The following is a 17196-nucleotide window of genomic DNA, read 5'->3' as shown; positions in this document are numbered from 1 at the left end:
GTTGCCGGCACCGGGACGCGCGGAGAGAATCGTTTCGCGCCGGCAGTGCCTCACCGTCGTGGTGATCCCGGCAGTCGTCTCCCGTGTCGTCGCGGCGGCGCGACCCGCAGCACGGATACCGAGGACCGGTTCCCCATGAGTCGAGTCGGTCGCCACCGTGCGGTCCTGCTCCGGGCGATCCTCGTCGTCGGCCCGCTCGCGGGGTGCTGGCTGGAGCGGATCACGGTCGCCGACGAGGGCCCGCCGCGTGTCGCCGGGCTGATCCGGCAGTTGGGGGCGGATGAGTTCGCCCAGCGCGAGGCCGCCAGCCGGGGGCTGGCGGCGGTCGGCGTGGCGGCGCTCGGACCGCTCGAGGCGGCGATGGAGGGTGACGATCTCGAGGTCGCCAGCCGGGCGGCGGAGATCGTCCGTGGCTTCCTCACCGGCACCTCCGCCGAGGAAGCGGACGACGCCGAGGCCGCCGCGGCCCGGCTCGAACTGGCGACCGCCGCCGAGCAGGTGCTCTGTCGGGTCGCCGAACGTGCCGACGCGCCGCTGGCGGGATTCGCGATCGCCGCCCTCGATTTCCACCATCGGGGCGTGTCGCAGGAGTCGCTCGAGAATCTCGAGGAGCTCGGTGCCCGGTTCACCGACGAGTTCAGCCCGATCACCGGGACTCGTGGCCTGTCGGTCACCATCGGTGCCGAATGGCGCGGCACAGCCGACGATCTTCGCCTCGTGCCGCGCGTCCGCAACGTGGTCCAGGTCGCGGTCCGTGGGGTCCGTCTCGACGATGCGGCGGCGGCGGCGCTGGGGCGTGTCCGTGGCGTGGAGCGATTCGAGTTCTACGGCACGGGCATCGGTGACGGTGCCCTCGATCTGCTCCGCAGCCGGTTTCCCGAGGCGCGGATCGACGTCCGCAAAGGGGGCAAGCTCGGTGTCGGCGGCCGGCCGACGGTGGGACCCTGCCAGATCACCAACGTCGTCGACGGTTCCGCGGCTGACAGGGCCGGCCTGCAGATCAACGACACCGTGCTGGCGATCGACGGGCAGCCGGTGCCGAACTTCGAGGCCCTCACCGAGAAGGTGGGAAAGCACGGCCCCGGGGAGACGCTCGTCCTCGAGGTCGAGCGCAGCGTCGACCGCGGCCGAGCCGAGAAGTTCACCACGCGCGTCGTCCTCGACGGCTGGGATTGAGGGGCCGCGCGCCGGGCCGCCGATGTCCGCCGCCAGGAATGGCCGGAGCAGGGGAGACAGATGGCGGACGAACCGGTCGACGTTCGATGGCACCCGCAGGCGGTGTCGCGCGAAGAGCGCGAACGGCTCGCCGGACACCGCGGCGGCGTGGTCTGGTTCACCGGGTTGTCGGGGTGCGGCAAGAGCACCGTCGCCAACCTCGTCGACCAGCGGCTCCACGCCCGCGGCATCCGCAGCTTCGTGCTCGACGGCGACAATGTCCGTCACGGCCTGTGTGCCTCGCCAGCGCTGCTGCGCGACCGTCTCGGTGCGGCGGGCGCCGAACGCTTCGGCCTCGGCTTCGGACCCGAGGACCGGTCCGAGAACGTCCGTCGCGTCGGAGCAGTGGCGGAGCTGTTGGTGGAGGCCGGCATCGTCGTGCTGACGGCCTTCGTCAGTCCGTACCGTCGCGACCGGGAAGCGGTGAGGGAGCTGTTCGCCCCGGGGGATTTCGTCGAGGTGTTCGTCAAGGCGTCCGTGGAGGTCTGTGAGGCCCGCGATCCCAAGGGGCTGTACCGCAAGGCCCGGGCGGGCCTGCTCAAAGGGTTCACGGGGATCGACGATCCCTACGAGGAGCCACTGTCCGCCGAGCTCGTCCTCGACTCCGCGGCCGTTCCGGCGGACGTGCTTGCCGGCGCGGTCGTCGACCGGCTGGCCGATCTGGGGATGATTCCCCGGGCCGTCTGCTGAGCCTTCGGCGTCAGGCGGCGGCGCTGTTGGGCCGGTCGTGATCGGCCGTGGAGCGGAGGAGGATGCATCCGCGCGAGATTTCCGCCCGCCCCGGACTGCCGACGGCGGTCGTCGGACAGGCGACGAGGCCGTGGAGATCGTCCCAGGCATGGTGCAGCGCGTGGGGGATCGAGCAGGCGCTGACGTTGCCGGTCCGGGCCGTCATGCCATTGAGCGGCGGGCAGCGGATCCCGAGCGGCTCGAGCTGCATCCCTGTGAAGCGCACGATCCCCGCGCCGGCCTGGTGGGGCACGACGTGATCGACGTCGCCCCCCGACAACCCCGTGGCCGCCAGGGCGTCCGCGACCGCGGCCGCCATCGCCCGGGGCGCCGCGTCGGCGATCGCCATGCCGTCGAGCGAGTAGACCAGCCGATGCCGGTCGATGCGGCTCCCTCCCGCCGGGGTCGGCACGGGAACGGCGTCGGCGACGTGGAAGTCGAACGCAGGCCGGGCGACACCCACCTTGTTGGCGTGGGCGTGCTCGATCGTGAAGTGGACCGGATACCGTGACGACGTGACCGGGGCGACCAGCGTCGCCGTCGCCATGTCGCCGAACAGACCGCCGGTCTGCCGGCAGCCGTAGTCGGTGATCCGGCTGATGCGGTTGGTGACGACGACGAGCGCGAACCCGTCGTCACCGAACAGGCCGCGGGGCGCCCAGCGGTCGTCAAGGAGTGCGAGGGCCCGGGCGAAGCCGCTGCAGAACCAGTTGATGCCCATCGCCCGGCAGCGGTCGAGGCCGAGCCGGCGCACCAACGCGCGGGCGGCATGCCCCGGCCGCTCGCAGGCGGCGGCGGCAGGGCCGAGATAGCGCTGCGCGACGCTCGGCGGGATCAGCGACGGCGACACCAGGAGGATGCCCCGGCAATCGGCCAGGTCGCAGCCGGTCTGGCGGACGAGCCGGCGCACGGCAGCGATCGCCATCGTCAGTTCGTCGTCGAGCGAGATCCCACGGGCTTCGATGCCGGTGTGGTGCCGGAACTTCCGCGGCATCTCCGGGCCGAACCAGCCGTTGTCCAGGATCCAGTCAGGTTCGTGGACGGCGATCGCCGCGATTCCCAGCGAGTTGCCCATGAAGCGCCGTGACATCGCCCACCTCCGCATCCCGGCCCCGGGACCCGGGGGCGGGAATATGCCGACTGGCGGCCCCCGGAGCCAGCGGGAAATCGGCGGGACTTCCCACCGCACACTCTCCCCCGTCGAGCGGGCCGGTCGGCCGCTCCCCCGCAGGTCGGAATTACCCTCGGGGTGCGGTCGGTGCAAATCGCACGGTCTGGACGCCACCGGGATCGTCCGCTGCCAGGCCGGGCGGCAGGATCCGCAGCCACGAAAGTCACTTCCGTGGCCCGATCAACTCCACAAGATTGCCGTCCGGATCACGGACGACGGTCAGGAATTGGTCCCCTGGGGGCACGAGCGTCGCCGGGAGGGCGACGGGTGACCGGGCGATCGGCTTGACGCCGAGTTTCTCCAGGCGTGACAGCGCCGCCGTCGTGTCGGGAACGAGGATCGTCAAATACCGGAAGCCGGTGTGGCTGTGGATGAATTCGTTGGGGCTGCGGGCGGGCTGCGTCCCGGCGACCTGCATGAGCTTGAGCTTCGTCGCCTGCGGCCCCCTGCCGAGCACGAGCACCCTGATCGATAGCGGTTTGTTGTCGGTGAGGCCGGCCGCGGCGGCGATGTCGGCCGAAACGTCGAAACCGGGCAGTTCACTGAACCCGATCCCCTCGGTGTAGAAGCGGACCGACTTCTCGATATCGGTGACGACGGTGCCGAGGTCGATCGTCGTCGACGGGAAGGGGACCTGATCCGCCGCCCGGGCGCCGGGGAGCATGAGCGGCGAGGCGATGAGGAGAGCGGTGAACAGGCGGCGCATGGTGGGGGCCCTCACGGCAACGCGGGATGAAAAACGGCGGGCCGCGGAAACCGCGGCCCGCCGGATGATCTTCGTCCGCCCCGTCGCGGTCAACCGCCCGCCGGCGCGGCCGTGGGCCGGGCCTCAGTCGAGAAACCCGGCGAGCTCCTCGCTGCGGGCCGGGGCTTGCAGCTTGCGGACCGCCTTGGCCTCGATCTGCCGGATCCGCTCGCGCGTCACCTTGAAGATGTGCCCCACCTCCTCGAGCGTGTAGCTGTAGCCGTCGCCGAGGCCGTAGCGGAGCTTGATGATCTCGCGCTCCCGGTAGGAGAGGCTCTTGAGGACCTTGGCGATCCGGTTGCGGAGCATCTCCTGGGCGGCACCGACAGCCGGGTTCTCGGCGCCGCTGTCGGGGAGCAGATCGCCGAAATGGCTGTCCTCGCTGTTGCCGACGGGGCGATCGAGGCTGATCGGGTAGCGGCTCATCGCGGTCACCCGCCGGGTTTCCTCCAGCGGCGTTCCGGCGCGGGCCGCGATCTCCTCGATCGTCGGCTCGCGGCCGTACTCCTGGAGCAGCTGCCGGGCAACGTTGCGCACCCGCGACATCGTCTCGACCATGTGAACCGGGATGCGGATCGTCCGGCTCTGGTCGGCGACGGCCCGGGTGATCGCCTGGCGGATCCACCACGTCGCGTAGGTGCAGAACTTGAACCCGCGGCGGTACTCGAACTTGTCGACCGCCCGCATCAGCCCGGCATTCCCCTCCTGGATGAGGTCGAGGAACGACAGGCCGCGGTTGCGGTACTTCTTCGCGATCGACACCACGAGCCGGAGGTTGCCCTCCGACAGGCCGCGCTTTGCCTTCTGGTACCGCATGTAGATGACGCGGATCTCGTCGACGCGCCGCTTGAGGCTCGCCGGGGTCTCCTGGCAGGCCTTGAGGATCGCTCGGTACTCCTCGACGAGCTTCTCGCGGCCCGTCGGCGGCTGCTTCGACCGCTTGTGGGCCTCGATCTTGCCGCGCAGGTCGCGTAGCTGACGGACGAAGTCCTCGAGGGCCGGGATCATCGCCTCGATCCGCTGCGTCCGCAGGCCGAGCTCTTCGACGAGGCGCACGCAGCGCCGCCGGCGCCGCCCGAGCCGTGCCCAGGCCTCGCGCCGTTCCGCCATCCGCCGCTTCTTCGACAGGGCGATGCGGTAGTCGGCCTTGTTCTGGCGCAGAAGCACCTCGAGCGTGCGGAGGTTGTGGGGCAGACGTCCGAGGATCTGATCCTTCTCCAGCCGGTCGGTGACGCTGACCTGGACGGTCCGGTCGAACGGCAGCTCGCCACGGTGGACGCGCGCCAGCACCTTGTAGGCGTGCCGGCAGACATACTCGCACTCCAGCAGCTTGGCGCGGAACGCCGCCCGGGTCGTCTCGATCTGCCGCGCGAGGTGGATTTCCTGGGCCCGGGTGAGCAGCGGAATCTCGCCCATCTGCGTGAGGTACATGCGGACCGGATCGTCCGACCAGTTCTCCCCCTGCTCGACGAGCAATTCCTCGCCGTCCCCGACGGTGTCGGTGTCGGCGTCGTTTTCCGTCTCGGCCTCCAACTCCCCGTCGGTGAGGACCGGGGCCTCGTCGTCGGCGAGCAGGTCGGCGTCGGCCTCCTCGGCATCGACGACCTTCACGGTGAGGTCCTCGACCTCCTGCGGATTGGAGACGACGTCGTCCTCGAGTTCGTCCAGCAGCGAGTCGTACAAGATGAGGGCTCCTGGGGTTCCACAGGTGCGGCCAGCATCGGGAGCGCGGAGTGCCCCCGGGCGTGGCCGGTCATTGCCAATCGATCACTTGATCACCACGACGCGCCCGCGAAGGCAGCGCCGCTTGCCTCGATCACTCCTCATGCTCGATCGCGGTCGCTCGTCTCCGCCCCGGCTGTGGACGTCGCACCATGATTCGGATGGCGAACAGTGTGATTCAAGGCGCCCGTGAGTCCAGTCACGTTCCGACCCTTCCGCCGGCACCGTGCCGGGAGCGGATGATCGGCTCGTCTTGCCCAGTCCACCAGGCCAGTCCACCAGGCCAGTCCACCAGTTCAGTCCACCAAGCCACGTTCACCACGGCGATCCGATCCCCCCTTATGAACCGAACAGGAAACGATGGAGTCCGGACGGTAGCCCACGCGGGAAGGACCGAGCCGATCCGGGCGATGGGCGCGACAGCCACTGCCGCAGCCGCGCCGTCGCAGAATCCGCCGCTCGTCTCCAGCCATGGTCGGAAGGCCTGGCTTGGTGACCATCGCCCCCGACGAGGATCGCAACCGCGAACCGCTTTCGCACGCGTGCGCGCCCCGGCCAGCATGATGCTTCGTGGCTCTGGGGCGGATGTGCGGCGGACTCCACATTATGTCGCTGCCACCATCGGAAAGCCAACTTTTTTTCCCGGCGGAGCACGGATTTTCGTCATCCGGAGGCCGCCGGTGGTAAAAAAAAGCGCTCGCCGCGATTGTCGTGCCCCGTCGGCGACCAACGTCGCGGTCGCGTTGGACGGCTTCCGGGGAACGGTTCGTTCAGCGGCCTCGACCCGACCATGCCCGGTGGCCCTGCGCTGCGTGGCGACGGTGATGTCCCGACACCTTCCGAGCCCGGAAACGCGCCGATGAAGACCTACCTCCTGCCTTGCGGTTGTGGCCGTGAGATCGCCGTGACCCCTGCCGATGCGGGAGGCGAAGCACCCTGCCCTGGCTGTGGGGGCTCCGTCCCGGTGCCGAAACTGCGTGATCTCGGCAAGCTGCGCGACGCGGTGCCGGTCGTGACGAAGCGTTCGTCGCATTGGACGGCCGGCCATACGGCGATCCTCGTGGGGCTGCTGCTGGCGGCCACGAGTGGCCTGCTGGCGCAGGTGTTCCGCGCGCAGACACCTCCTCCCACCGTCGACGTCCACGACATCGAGCGGCAGATGCAGGCCATGTCGTACGTCAACGCCTACGGCAACTGGGCGATTGAACTGCGCCATCGCCCGATCGCGCCGCCGCTGACCCCTGAGGAGCTGGCCTACCGCAACGCCGAGGCGGTCAACGCGGCATGGCGCCGCCGCTTCCGTTATGCCGCCGCGGCGGCGCTCGCCTTGGCGCTGACGGGGCTGTTGGCGGTGGTCCTCCGTCGGGCGGCGGAAGGCAGGACGGGGGCCGCACGGTGAGAGCCGCGTTCATCGAACGCACCGGTCCACCGGAGGTGATCCGCTGCGGGGCGTTGCCCGACCCGGTCGTCGGGCCGGGGCAGGCGCTGGTCCGCGTGCGCGCCTGCGCGGTCAACCCGATCGATACCTACGTCCGCAGCGGCGCGGTGGCGATGCCGCTGCCGTCGCCGTTCGTCGTCGGCTGCGATCTGGCAGGCGAGGTGGTGGCGGTGGCCGACGACGTCGCCGGCCTGCATCCGGGGATGCGGGTCTGGGGCTCCAACCAGGGGCTGCTCGGGCGGCAGGGCACCTTCTCGGAATGGGCGGCGGTCGACGCACGCTGGCTCGTTCCCACACCCGACGGTGTCCCCGACCGGGAGGCCGCGGCCGTGGCCCTCGTCGGGATCACCGCGCATCTCGGACTGGTCACCCATGCGGCGCTGCGTGTCGGCGAGACGCTGCTGGTCAACGGCGCGTCGGGGGGCGTCGGTTCGACGGTGGTCCAGGTGGCGAAGATCCTCGGAGCGCGGGTGATCGCCACGGCAGGTGCGTTGGCCAAACGTGACCTGGTACGCGGCCTCGGTGCCGACGAGGTCGTCGACTACCGAGCTGCCGATGCCGACGCGCGGATCCGGGCCGCGGCCCCCGGTGGCGTCGATGTCTGGTGGGAAACACAGCGTGAGCCCGATCTGGCGCGAGCCGTCGATCTGCTCGCTCCCGGGGGGAGGCTGGTGTTGATGGCGGGGCGCGAGGCACGCCCGCTGTTTCCGTTGGGGCCGTTTTACGTCAAGGGCTGCCGCGCGGTCGGTTTCGCGATGTTCAATGCCGCGAGCACCGTGCAGTACGCGGCCGGCCTCGACATCGCGCGATGGCTCGCCGCCGGCCGGCTCCGCGCGCCGATCGACCGCGTTCTCCCCCTCGAGGCGACCGCCGAAGCCCACGCGCTGCAGGAGGCGGCGACGATCGGGCGCCAGGGGGTGCTCACGGGAAAGATCGTGATCGAACCATGAGCCCCCCGCAGCGTCGGTCGAGGCGTCGGTGGCTCGCGGCGGCCGGGACGGTCGCGGCCCTCGGCGGTGCCGGCACTTCCGCGCCGCCGGACTCCCCCGGGATGGCGGAGACGTCGCTGTTCGGGCTGGCGGCGCGCGGCCGGCGCTTCGTGTACGTCTTCGACCGGTCGGCGAGCATGGCGGGCCGGCCGCTCGCGGCTGCCAAAAGGGAGTTGCTCTCGAGTCTCGCGCGGCTCGGCGACGGGGAGCAGTTCCACGTTATTTTTTACAACCATCGGCTCCACGTCTTCGCCCCCGCGGGGCGCGAGGGGCGGGCGGTATTCGCCACCGAGGCGAACCGTGCCGAGGCGCGGCGCTTCATCGGTGCGGTCCGCGCCGACGGGGGCACACGCCACGCCGAACCGTTGGCTGCCGCGTTCCGCCTCCGCCCCGACGTCGTCTTCCTGCTCACCGACGGGGAGGACGGCGACGACCTCGCGGCTGCCGATCTCGGCCGACTCGAGCGGCTCGCGGGTGGCGCCCGGCTGTTCGTGATCCGCTTCGCCGCCGACGGTGCCCCGCCGTCGCCCCGCCTCGCGGCGCTCTGCGAGCGCACCGGGGGGGAACACCGGACGCTCGATCCGTTCGCGCTGCCGGAGGCGGCGGAGTGACGCTCACGGGCGGTCGCGGGCCGGCGCGGCGGGCGCCGGCGCCATGGTCACCGCCCCCAATCGAAGATCGACGGCAGCCGGAATCCATGGCTCGCCGCCGGCGGCTTCGGGCGAGCGGCGGACGGGGAGCGCGACCGCGTCGTCGTCGGGGGCAGAGGCCGCGGGAGTGCTGCGGCTTCCTCGGGCGTCGTCCCGGCGGCCGTCGGCCGGCGTGTTGAAGGCTTCAACTGGGCGACGACCACCTTTTTGGTCGGTGGCGTCGCGTCCGAAGCAGTCACCGGGGCGGGTGACAGCGGAGCCGATGGCTTGAGCCGTGCGACGACGCGCTTCCGGGGTGCCGCCGGGGATTCGCTCGTCACCACAGCCGCCGGAGCGGAGACCGGATCGTCGACGACTGGATCGAGGACTGGATGAGCGATGGGCTCCTCGATGGACGTCACGGGTGGATCGACGTCGCCGGGCTCGGCTACGACGGGCGTGTCGACCACCCGATTCTCTGCCGGCGTACCGGCCGTCAGGGAAGCGAGATCGGTCACGCTTCGAGCGCGGTCCGCGGCTCCCACGGCAGCGGCCACGGCGGCGGCGGTGTCGCCCCCACCGCGGAGGGCCAGTCGATGCGGGACGACGATCGTGCCTGCCGGGCTGGGAGACCAGTTTGCCGGAAGCAGCGGTGTGAGCACCGCGGAGGAGGTCGGCCGGGCCACGCGATCTTCGCCACCGTCGGCGGTGGTCGGTACGGTGGCGACCGATGCGGTCGGTGCCGCCGGGCCTGCGGTGGGCACCGCGGCACCCACCGGTGGATCGACGTCGGCCGAGACCGCGACCGGCACGAAACCCGGATCGGCTGAAATGGCCGCCGTCGGTTGCCGGGCTTCCACGCCAGGACGCGCGGGCACTGCCGCAGGCTCCTCACGGGAAGGCACCTGGCGCGCGATCACCGGCACAGGATCGGGAAGTGTCGGCTCGGGGATCGTGGCGGCCGGGGCGACCGGCGCCGGCGCCTGCGGTACGCGGGCCACCGGCTCGGCACCGGCCGAGGTTTCTCCGGGGAGCCAGAGGTCGCCCCCTGCGGAGCCGTGGTTGCCGGTGACGGTCGCGGTGGGAGCGGGTGTCCGCTTGGCCGCCTCGGGGTCGAACGACAACTGCGAGGCGAGGAGGGGAAGTCCTTCGCGGAGCGGCTGGCGGGTGGTGAGGCCGTCGTACGACTCGATCGACCGGATCGCCGTCGCCGGCACCATCGCCCGAGGCCAGGGCTTGAGCGCCACGTCCCACACGGTCACCGCTGAACCGCCGGGAAGCGAGCGGAGGGCGACGAAGATCGCCTCGCGTTCCACCTGCGGCCGCTGGCGCTCGAGATGCAGTTCGAGGAGCCGGTTCACGCCGAGGGCCACCGCCGCGCCGGCGACGAGGGCGGCGGCGAACACGGTCAGCGACCGCGATCGCCGCGCCGCGCGGCGGGAAGCATCGGTATCGGGAGTGCTCGTTGCCACCATATGCCGGTGGTGATCGGCACATCCGGCTGGGTCAGGTCGCAGCGGCTCCCGGCCCCGGCCTTGCCTTGCCCCGTTCCCGCAGTCCCCCGGACGGCTCCCCGTCAACGGCGACGCAGGCTCTCCAGGTCCCCGGAGCCGGTGCCGGCGGCGGCGAATCGCGGATCGAGCGCCCGGGCGAGCGGACGGATCACGAGCAGCCGGTGAACTGCGGTGGCGCCGCTCTCGTCGCGGAAAAAGGCGTCGCCGACCGTCGCGGCGGGGGCTCCGGCGCCGGCGACGACGAGCGCTTCATGGTCGGCGAGTTCGATTTCCATCCGCAGGCCGTCGAACCCGCGGCGCCGCTGTCCGGTGGCGAGCCGGAAAGCCCCGTCCGTGCCCTCCCATGAGCGTTCGATCGCGCCATGCTTGACCGTCGGGGTGAGCACCAGGCGGGTTCTCCCGTCGGCACCGGGGTGAGCGACGAGCGTGACGACGGCGCTGGCGTCTTCGTAGGTGCCACCGCCGATGCCGTCGTCATCGTGCTCGAGGATCACCAGCCGGCGCGGGCCGGCGACGGCCACCAACTCGCTTTCCTGCCCCGGCAGCAGCCGTAGCACGCTGTGGACCCGCGACGGATCGGCAGGGGGCGCCGGCTCGGTGGTCGCGGGGGCGAGACGGCCGGCGAGGCACTCCGGTGGCGGATCGGAGACCACGCCGGCGCGGAGGCCGTGGCTGGCCAGACGCCGCCGCAGCGGTTCGGGAAACACCTGCTCGTCGACGAACTGCCACAGCCCGTCACCACGGAGGTCGTCCCCTTCCGCGGCGCGCAGCAAGAACATCTCGCAGGCGAGCGTCCGCGGCCGGGCGCCCCCGCCGCGCGGCGGACCGGGGGCGACCGGATCGGTGGGCGCCGGCGCGGCGAGGTGCGCGCAGCCGGCGGCGACGGCGACGAGCGGACCGAGAATGGCGAGGCGACGCATCGGCGGCGCTCGGGCGGGGCGGTCAACGACAGACGGAGGGGAGGCAGGGTAGGGACGGACGGCTGGGGAGGCAACGCCGGCCGGTGGCGGCCCGGGCGGTTGACGGCAGATTTCGATGTGATATCATTACGGTATCGTTCGGCGGTTGAGCCTGTCGTCTTGCGGAGGACCCAACGATGTCCGTTCCTGCCGTTTCCCCGCCCGGATTCCCGCCGCGGCCCGCGTTCGTCGAGCGGCCTCTCCAGCCGTGGTCCGGTTGGACGGCGCTGGTCGGTCTGGTGGCCGGGATCGTCGTGCCGATTCCGTTGGTGGCGCTCCTCGGCCGTGCTTTGGCGGGGACTCCGTTCTCGTGGGGCGGGATGATTCCGCTGCTTGCTGCCTCGGCTGCGATCCTCGTGCCGGTGGTGAGTTTCGTCTGCCTGTTCGGCCTCGTCGCGATCGCCCCCAACGAGGCCCGGGTGTTCTCGTTGTTCGGCGACTACAAGGGCACGGCGCGGCGTTCGGGCTTCTGGTGGGTCAATCCCTTCTACACCAAGAAGGCGATCAGCCTCCGGATCCGCAACTTCGAGACCGGCTCGTCGCGGACCCCCGAGGTCAAGGACGCGGCGGGCAAGGTCGTCGAGCAGCAGGGGCGGACCCACGGCCGTCCCTCGAAGGTCAACGACAGGAACGGCAATCCGGTCGAGATCTCGGCCGTCGTCGTCTGGCGTGTCGTGGACACCGCTGAAGCGAGTTTCGAGGTCCAGGACTACGAGGACTTCGTCGCCGTCCAAAGCGAGGCGGCGCTGCGCTCGCTGGCGACGCGCTATCCCTACGACAGCGAGGACCACGAGACGAGCCTGCGCGGCAGCACTGACGAGATCTGCCGGCAGCTGCGCGCCGACATCCAGGAGCGTCTCGAGCGCGCCGGCGTCGAGGTGATCGAGGCCCGCATCAGCCACCTCGCCTACGCGCCGGAGATCGCGGCCGCGATGCTCCAGCGCCAGCAGGCGGCCGCGGTCGTGGCGGCCCGTGCCAAGATCGTCGACGGGGCGGTGGGGATGGTGCAGATGGCCCTCACGCACCTCGAGCGCGACGGTGTCGTGCAGCTCGACGACGAGCGCAAGGCGGCGATGGTGAGCAACCTGCTGGTCGTCCTCTGCAGCGACCGCCACGCCCAGCCGGTCGTGAACACCGGCACGATCTATTCCTGACGGTCGTTCCGGGCGCGCCCGGTGGCCCGGCCGGCGCACCGGGGAGGAGTGTGGTGGTGGCCCAGCGCGACGCGTTCCTGCTGCGGATCGATCCGGCGGTGCTGGCGGCCCTGCGCCGCTGGGCCGATGACGACCTCCGCAGCCTCAACGGCCAGATCGAGTTCCTCCTTCGCCGTGCGCTCGCCGACGGCGGCAGGTGGCGCAGTGGCGAAGAGTCGACTCCGCGCGCGCCGAGGCCGCCCCGGAAACGCGACGGCGCGGGCTGATTCGACTCACGCGGAGACGGCGCGGACGGCGGCGGCGAAGAGTGCCAGCCCGGCGCCGGCCGCCGCCGGGTCGAGCCGGCCGGTCCAGGAGGGGTGCTGCGTGGCGTCGACGAACCGCTCCGGGTGGGGCATCATCCCGAATACCCGCCCGGTCTCGTCGCAGACCCCGGCGACGTCGGCCGCCGAGCCGTTGGGGTTGGTCGTCGCGCCGTGGTCGTCGGCGGCGTAACGGAGGACGAGCTGGCCGGCGGCCGCGAGCCTATCGAGCTCGGCCGGCGACCGCGTCACGAACCGCCCCTCGCCGTGGGCCACCGGCAGGTCGAACTCCGCCGCGACGCCGTGGAGGAACCGGCACGGGCCGGGATCGAGCCGCAGCCGCACCCAGCGGTCGACGAACCGCCCCGACGCGTTGTGGGCGAGCGTTGCCAGCGGACGGCCGTCGGGATCGGCGAGGAGCAGCCCCGTCTGGAGGAGGACCTGGAAGCCGTTGCAGATCCCGAGCACGAGCCCGCCGCGGTCACGGAACCGGCGCAGGGCGTCGCCGAGCCGGGCGCGGATCTCGAGGGCGAAGATCCGGCCGCTGGCGATGTCGTCGCCGTAGGAGAAACCCCCAGGGATGCAGACGATCTGGACGTCGTCGAGAAGGGCAGGGCGCCGGGCGAGGGCACGGACGTGGACACGGCGGCCGAAGGCGCCTGCGCGCTCGAAGGCGTGGAGCGTCTCGCGGTCGCAGTTGGTGCCGGGGGCGCGGAGGACGACGACGCGGGGGGAGAGCATGGTGGCTGCCGGATCCAGGGAGAAGTTCACTCCGATCTCGTCCGCCAGGCGCGGTCGAGGTGGTCGAGGGGGATCGTCACGGCGGGGGCGCCGGTGCGGGAGCGGAAGGTGACCTCCGGCGCCGCCGTCACGGTGCCGATCCACGCCATCCCGATGGCGCCGAGCGCCGCGGTGAACGCGTCCGCCGCGCTGGCGGGGACGGCGACGACGAACCGGCCCGGCGACTCGGCGAACGCCACCGCCAGGTCGAGCGCGGGGCCATGGTCGGCCGCACCGCTCCAGTCCACGGCGGCGAGGTCGATCTCGGCCCCCAGCCCGCCACCGATCGCCATCTCGGCGACCGCCACCGCCATGCCGCCGTCGGCGCAGTCGTGGCAGGCGGCGACGAGCCCCGCGCGGATCGCCCGGGCCACAGCTTCGAACACGCGCCGGCAGGCCGGGGCGTCGACGGCGGGCGCCGTGCCGCCGGCCACCAGCCCCGCCGCCGCCAGCTGGCTCCCGGCGAGGTCGTCGCCCGAGGTGCCGACCAGCGCGATCCGGTCTCCGGCGTGCTTGAAGTCGGGCGTGACCACGCGGCGCACGTCCTCGACCTGTCCGAGTGCCGTGATCAGCAGCGTGTGGGGGATCGAGCGCTCACGACGGGTGCCGTCGGGGGAGGTCCAGGCAAAGACGTTGTTGAGACTGTCCTTGCCGCTCACGAACGGCGCCTCCAGCGCCAGCGCCACGTCGTGGCAGGCGCGGCACGCCTCGACGAGCGCCCCGAGCGGCTCCGGCCGGCGGCAGTCGCCCCAGCAGAAGTTGTCGAGCAGCGCCAGCCGCGCCGGGTCGGCGCCGACGGCGACGGCGTTGGCGACCGCCTCGACGATCGACCCGGCGGCCATCCGGTATGGATCGAGGTCACCGAGCCGGTGGCGCAGCCCGATGCCGATCACGATCCCGCGCTCACGGCCGAGGACGCCGCGGATCACGGTGCCGTCGGCCGGCCCCTCCCCGGGGCCGAGGAGCGGCTTGACGACGCTCCCCCCCTGCACCTCGTGGTCGTACTGGCGGATGATCGATTCCTTGCTGGCCACGTCCGGTGCGGCCAGGAGCAGCGGCAGGCCGCCGCCGATCCCGAGGTCGACGGCGCCCGGCGACCAGACCAGCGGCGCGGCGGCCGTGGCGCGGGTCCGCGACTCCAGCCGCAGCCGCGGCCGTCCCTCGTGGAGGAAGTGGCAATCCAGTTCGCCCGCGACCTGCCCTTCCCAACGGAGCACGAGCCGGCCGCTGCCGGTGAACCGGCCGATCACCGTCGCCTCGACCCCCTCGTCGGCCGCGACCGCGGCGAGGCGCTCCCACGCGGCGGGGGGCACGGCGAGGACCATCCGCTCCTGGGCTTCGGAGATCCACACCTCGGTGGCCGACAGGCCGGCGTACTTCAGCGGCACGCGCTCGAGATCGACGTCGGCACCGAGCGTCGCCCCCATCTCGCCGACGGCGCTCGACAGGCCGCCGGCACCGCAATCGGTGATCGCGTGGAACAGCCGCTCGGCCGCGGCCTCGAGGACGAAGTCGGCGAGTATCTTCTCGTTGATCGCGTGGCCGATCTGCACGGCGCCCCCCGACTGGCTCTCGCTCGTGCTCGACAGTTCGACGCTCGAGAACGTCGCCCCGTGGATGCCGTCGCGGCCGGTCCGGCCGCCGGCGACCACGACCAGATCCCCGGCCTCGACGGCCGCCTGCGTCGCGGTGCCGCGCGGCATGATCCCGATCGTGCCGCAGAACACCAGCGGGTTGCCGAGGTAGCCGGGATCGAATGCGACCGCGCCGGCGATCGTCGGGATCCCCATCCGGTTGCCGTAGTCGCGGACGCCGGCGACGACGCCGGAGAGCAGTCGGCGCGGCGGGATCACGCCGGCGGGCAGGTCGGCCGCCGGTGTGTCGGGGGGCCCGACGCAGAACACGTCGAGGTTGGCGATCGGCCGCGCTCCCAGGCCCGTGCCGAGGACGTCGCGGATCACGCCGCCGAGGCCGGTGGCGGCGCCGCCGTAGGGCTCGATCGCCGATGGGTGGTTGTGTGTCTCGACCTTGACGCAGATGTCGTGGTCGCCGTCGAAGCGGACGACGCCGGAATTGTCCCGGAACACGCTCACGCACCAGTCGCGCGCGCCGAGTGCCTCGCGGATCCGCCGCGTCGCGGCGAAGACCGTCTCCTTGAGGAGGTTGTCGTAGCGCCGCACGCCGTCGGGGCCGGAGTGGTCATAGCCGGCGGTGAGCGTTTTGTGGCAGCAGTGCTCGCTCCAGGTCTGGGCGATCGTCTCCAGCTCGATCTCGAGCGGCGTGCGGCCGAGCGACCGGTAGTGGTCGCGGATCGCCGCCAACTCGGCGACCGACAGCGCCAGGCAGCGCTCACGAGACAGTGCCTCGAGGTCGGCCTCCGTGCGTCCCTCGAGCATGATCTCGGCGCTGGCGAACCGCCACGTCCGGCCACCGGCGAGCGTCTCGAGCGCCAGTGGACCGACGACGACGTCGTGGATCGCCTCGCTGGCGATCGTCTTCCAGGCCAGGCCCCGCGCCACGGCGGCGTCGATCGCCGGAAGCCGCACGATACGCGTGCTGCGGACCGCCGTGACCGGGCTGCCGAGCAGCAGGATCGCCGCCCGGGCGCTGTCGCCGGCCGGGTCGGTGACGCCTGAGCGCGGCAGGACGCGGACCACCGTCGGCAGGCCTGCGGGCGCCGTGCCTTCGCTGCCGTCGACGGCACGCACGGTGCAGCGCTCGACGATCGGATCGGTGAGCAGCTGCCGCGCGATCCGTTCGACGTCGGCCCGGGGCAGGTCGGTCTCGACGAGCCAGCCAGTGGCGGTCCGGGCCGCGTCGATCCCGGGAATCCCCAGCCCGTCTGCCGCGGCCACCAGGGCCCGGGCGGCGCGGTCGGCGGCGGGATCGTCCCCCTCGACCTCAACTTCCCACAGCATCGCGGGCCTCCTTTGCCCGGGTGAGCAGGGTCTCGACGGCGCGGCGGTCGCGGCGCTCGATCGCTTCCTGCAGCCGCGCCGCCCGGCGGAGCACGCGTGCGAGCGCACGCTGCACCTCGGCGGCGTTGTCGAGGAGGATGTCGGCCCACAGCGCCGGGTCGCCGGCGGCGATCCGCGTCGTGTCGCGCCATCCCCCGGCCGTGAACCGTCGCGCCGCCGCCGGGGTGGCCGCTGCCACGGCCGCCGCGACGGCATGCGGCGCGTGGCTGGTCGCGGCGAGGATCCGGTCGTGTTCGCGCGGCGGCATCACGTATACAGTCGCGCCGAGCGCCGACCAGAATCCCGCCACCGCCTCGACGTCGTCGGCCGGCGTGGCCGGCGCGGGGGTCACCACGGCGACCCGTCCCGTGAACAGATCGGCGTCGGCGGCGGTCGGCCCGCGCCGGTGGCTTCCCGCCAGCGGATGGCCGCCGACGAACCGGCCCCGGCGCCGGCGCCGGTGCCGTTCCCAGCCGGCGACGATCCGCCCCTTGGTGCTGCCGGCATCGGTGATCGCCGTCCCGGGTCGGACGGCGTCATCGATCCGCTCGAGCAGCGCCGGGATCGCCGCGACCCCGGTGGCGACGAGCACGAAATCTGCGCCGGCGACGGCCGCCAGGTCGGTCGTCGTCTCGGTCACCGCCCCGCAGCGCTTGGCCTCCGCCAGTGATGCCGGATCGCGCCCGATCCCGATCACGCGCCCGGCCAGACGGCGGCCGAGCAGGGCCTGGCCGACCGATCCTCCGATCAGTCCCACGCCGACGATCGCGACGGAGGACCAGTGCGGCTTCATGGCTCGCAATTCGGGCCGGACAGTGCGGGGCGAACGGGGCGGGAGGGACGTGCCTTCCAGAGCGGCACAGGGGAGCGTTGTATCAGAAGCGGGACGGCT

15 protein-coding genes are annotated in these 17196 nt (G+C 72.2%); 7 read left to right on the top strand and 8 right to left on the bottom strand.

Annotation, left to right across the window (positions count from 1 at the left end):
* The first annotated feature begins 135 nt into the window (after window positions 1-135).
* Together FJ309_01830 and cysC are read left to right on the top strand one after the other, a co-directional pair.
* Window positions 136-1176, top strand: a complete 1041-nt coding sequence (locus FJ309_01830; GenBank protein ID MBM3953357.1) for a PDZ domain-containing protein — start codon at window positions 136-138, stop codon at window positions 1174-1176.
* A gap of 60 nt (window positions 1177-1236) precedes the next feature.
* Window positions 1237-1905 (top strand): adenylyl-sulfate kinase, encoded by a 669-nt coding sequence (cysC, locus tag FJ309_01825; GenBank protein MBM3953356.1) that lies wholly within the window; start codon window positions 1237-1239, stop codon window positions 1903-1905.
* Window positions 1906-1915: 10 nt separating this feature from the next.
* On the opposite strand, the gene FJ309_01820 is transcribed toward cysC, so the two are convergent.
* The 3 genes from FJ309_01820 to FJ309_01810 all read right to left on the bottom strand — a co-directional run bounded on the left by FJ309_01820 (window position 1916) and on the right by FJ309_01810 (window position 5291).
* Entirely contained in the window at window positions 1916-3049 is a 1134-nt protein-coding gene (locus FJ309_01820) for a hypothetical protein (GenBank protein MBM3953355.1), read from the bottom strand.
* A gap of 229 nt (window positions 3050-3278) precedes the next feature.
* Complete coding sequence (locus FJ309_01815; GenBank protein ID MBM3953354.1) at window positions 3279-3779, bottom strand: bleomycin resistance protein; 501 nt, start codon at window positions 3777-3779, stop codon at window positions 3279-3281.
* 165 nt (window positions 3780-3944) lie between these two features.
* Entirely contained in the window at window positions 3945-5291 is a 1347-nt protein-coding gene (locus tag FJ309_01810) for a sigma-70 family RNA polymerase sigma factor (GenBank protein MBM3953353.1), read from the bottom strand.
* Between the two features lie 1255 nt (window positions 5292-6546).
* Between FJ309_01810 and FJ309_01805 the strand changes: the two genes are divergently transcribed.
* The 3 genes from FJ309_01805 (at window position 6547) to FJ309_01795 (ending at window position 8620) form a co-directional block, all read left to right on the top strand.
* Entirely contained in the window at window positions 6547-6981 is a 435-nt protein-coding gene (locus FJ309_01805) for a hypothetical protein (protein ID MBM3953352.1), read from the top strand.
* The gene (locus FJ309_01800) at window positions 6978-7970 is read left to right on the top strand and encodes an NADPH:quinone reductase (protein MBM3953351.1); all 993 of its coding nucleotides are present in this window, start codon (window positions 6978-6980) and stop codon (window positions 7968-7970) included. Before FJ309_01805 ends, FJ309_01800 begins: the two co-directional genes overlap by 4 nt.
* Before the next feature lie 101 nt (window positions 7971-8071).
* The gene (locus FJ309_01795; protein ID MBM3953350.1) at window positions 8072-8620 is read left to right on the top strand and encodes a VWA domain-containing protein; all 549 of its coding nucleotides are present in this window, start codon (window positions 8072-8074) and stop codon (window positions 8618-8620) included.
* 47 nt (window positions 8621-8667) lie between these two features.
* Here the strand turns inward: FJ309_01795 and FJ309_01790 are convergent, their stop codons facing one another.
* Both FJ309_01790 and FJ309_01785 read right to left on the bottom strand, forming a co-directional pair.
* A complete protein-coding gene (locus FJ309_01790) occupies window positions 8668-10044 on the bottom strand; it encodes a hypothetical protein (protein MBM3953349.1) in 1377 nt (458 codons plus the stop codon).
* 170 nt (window positions 10045-10214) lie between these two features.
* Window positions 10215-11072: a hypothetical protein gene (locus FJ309_01785; protein ID MBM3953348.1), complete on the bottom strand. Its 858-nt coding sequence runs from the start codon at window positions 11070-11072 to the stop codon at window positions 10215-10217.
* Window positions 11073-11248: 176 nt separating this feature from the next.
* Between FJ309_01785 and FJ309_01780 the strand changes: the two genes are divergently transcribed.
* On the top strand, window positions 11249-12265 hold the full coding sequence (locus tag FJ309_01780) for an SPFH domain-containing protein (protein MBM3953347.1): 1017 nt from the start codon (window positions 11249-11251) through the stop codon (window positions 12263-12265).
* Between the two features lie 56 nt (window positions 12266-12321).
* Entirely contained in the window at window positions 12322-12531 is a 210-nt protein-coding gene (locus FJ309_01775; GenBank protein MBM3953346.1) for a hypothetical protein, read from the top strand.
* A gap of 6 nt (window positions 12532-12537) precedes the next feature.
* Here the strand turns inward: FJ309_01775 and purQ are convergent, their stop codons facing one another.
* Genes purQ through FJ309_01760 form a run of 3 tightly spaced genes read right to left on the bottom strand, consistent with a single transcriptional unit; the run spans window position 12538 to window position 17097 of the window.
* A complete protein-coding gene (gene purQ / locus FJ309_01770) occupies window positions 12538-13308 on the bottom strand; it encodes a phosphoribosylformylglycinamidine synthase I (protein ID MBM3953345.1) in 771 nt (256 codons plus the stop codon).
* 26 nt (window positions 13309-13334) lie between these two features.
* Window positions 13335-16265: a phosphoribosylformylglycinamidine synthase subunit PurL gene (purL, locus tag FJ309_01765; protein MBM3953344.1), complete on the bottom strand. Its 2931-nt coding sequence runs from the start codon at window positions 16263-16265 to the stop codon at window positions 13335-13337.
* Complete coding sequence (locus FJ309_01760) at window positions 16249-17097, bottom strand: prephenate dehydrogenase (GenBank protein MBM3953343.1); 849 nt, start codon at window positions 17095-17097, stop codon at window positions 16249-16251. Before FJ309_01760 ends, purL begins: the two co-directional genes overlap by 17 nt.
* Window positions 17098-17196: the final 99 nt, after the last annotated feature.

Source organism: Planctomycetota bacterium, from assembly GCA_016872555.1.
Classification (GTDB): domain Bacteria; phylum Planctomycetota; class Planctomycetia; order Pirellulales; family UBA1268; genus F1-20-MAGs016.
This window is presented reverse-complemented; position numbering and strand designations above follow the sequence as displayed.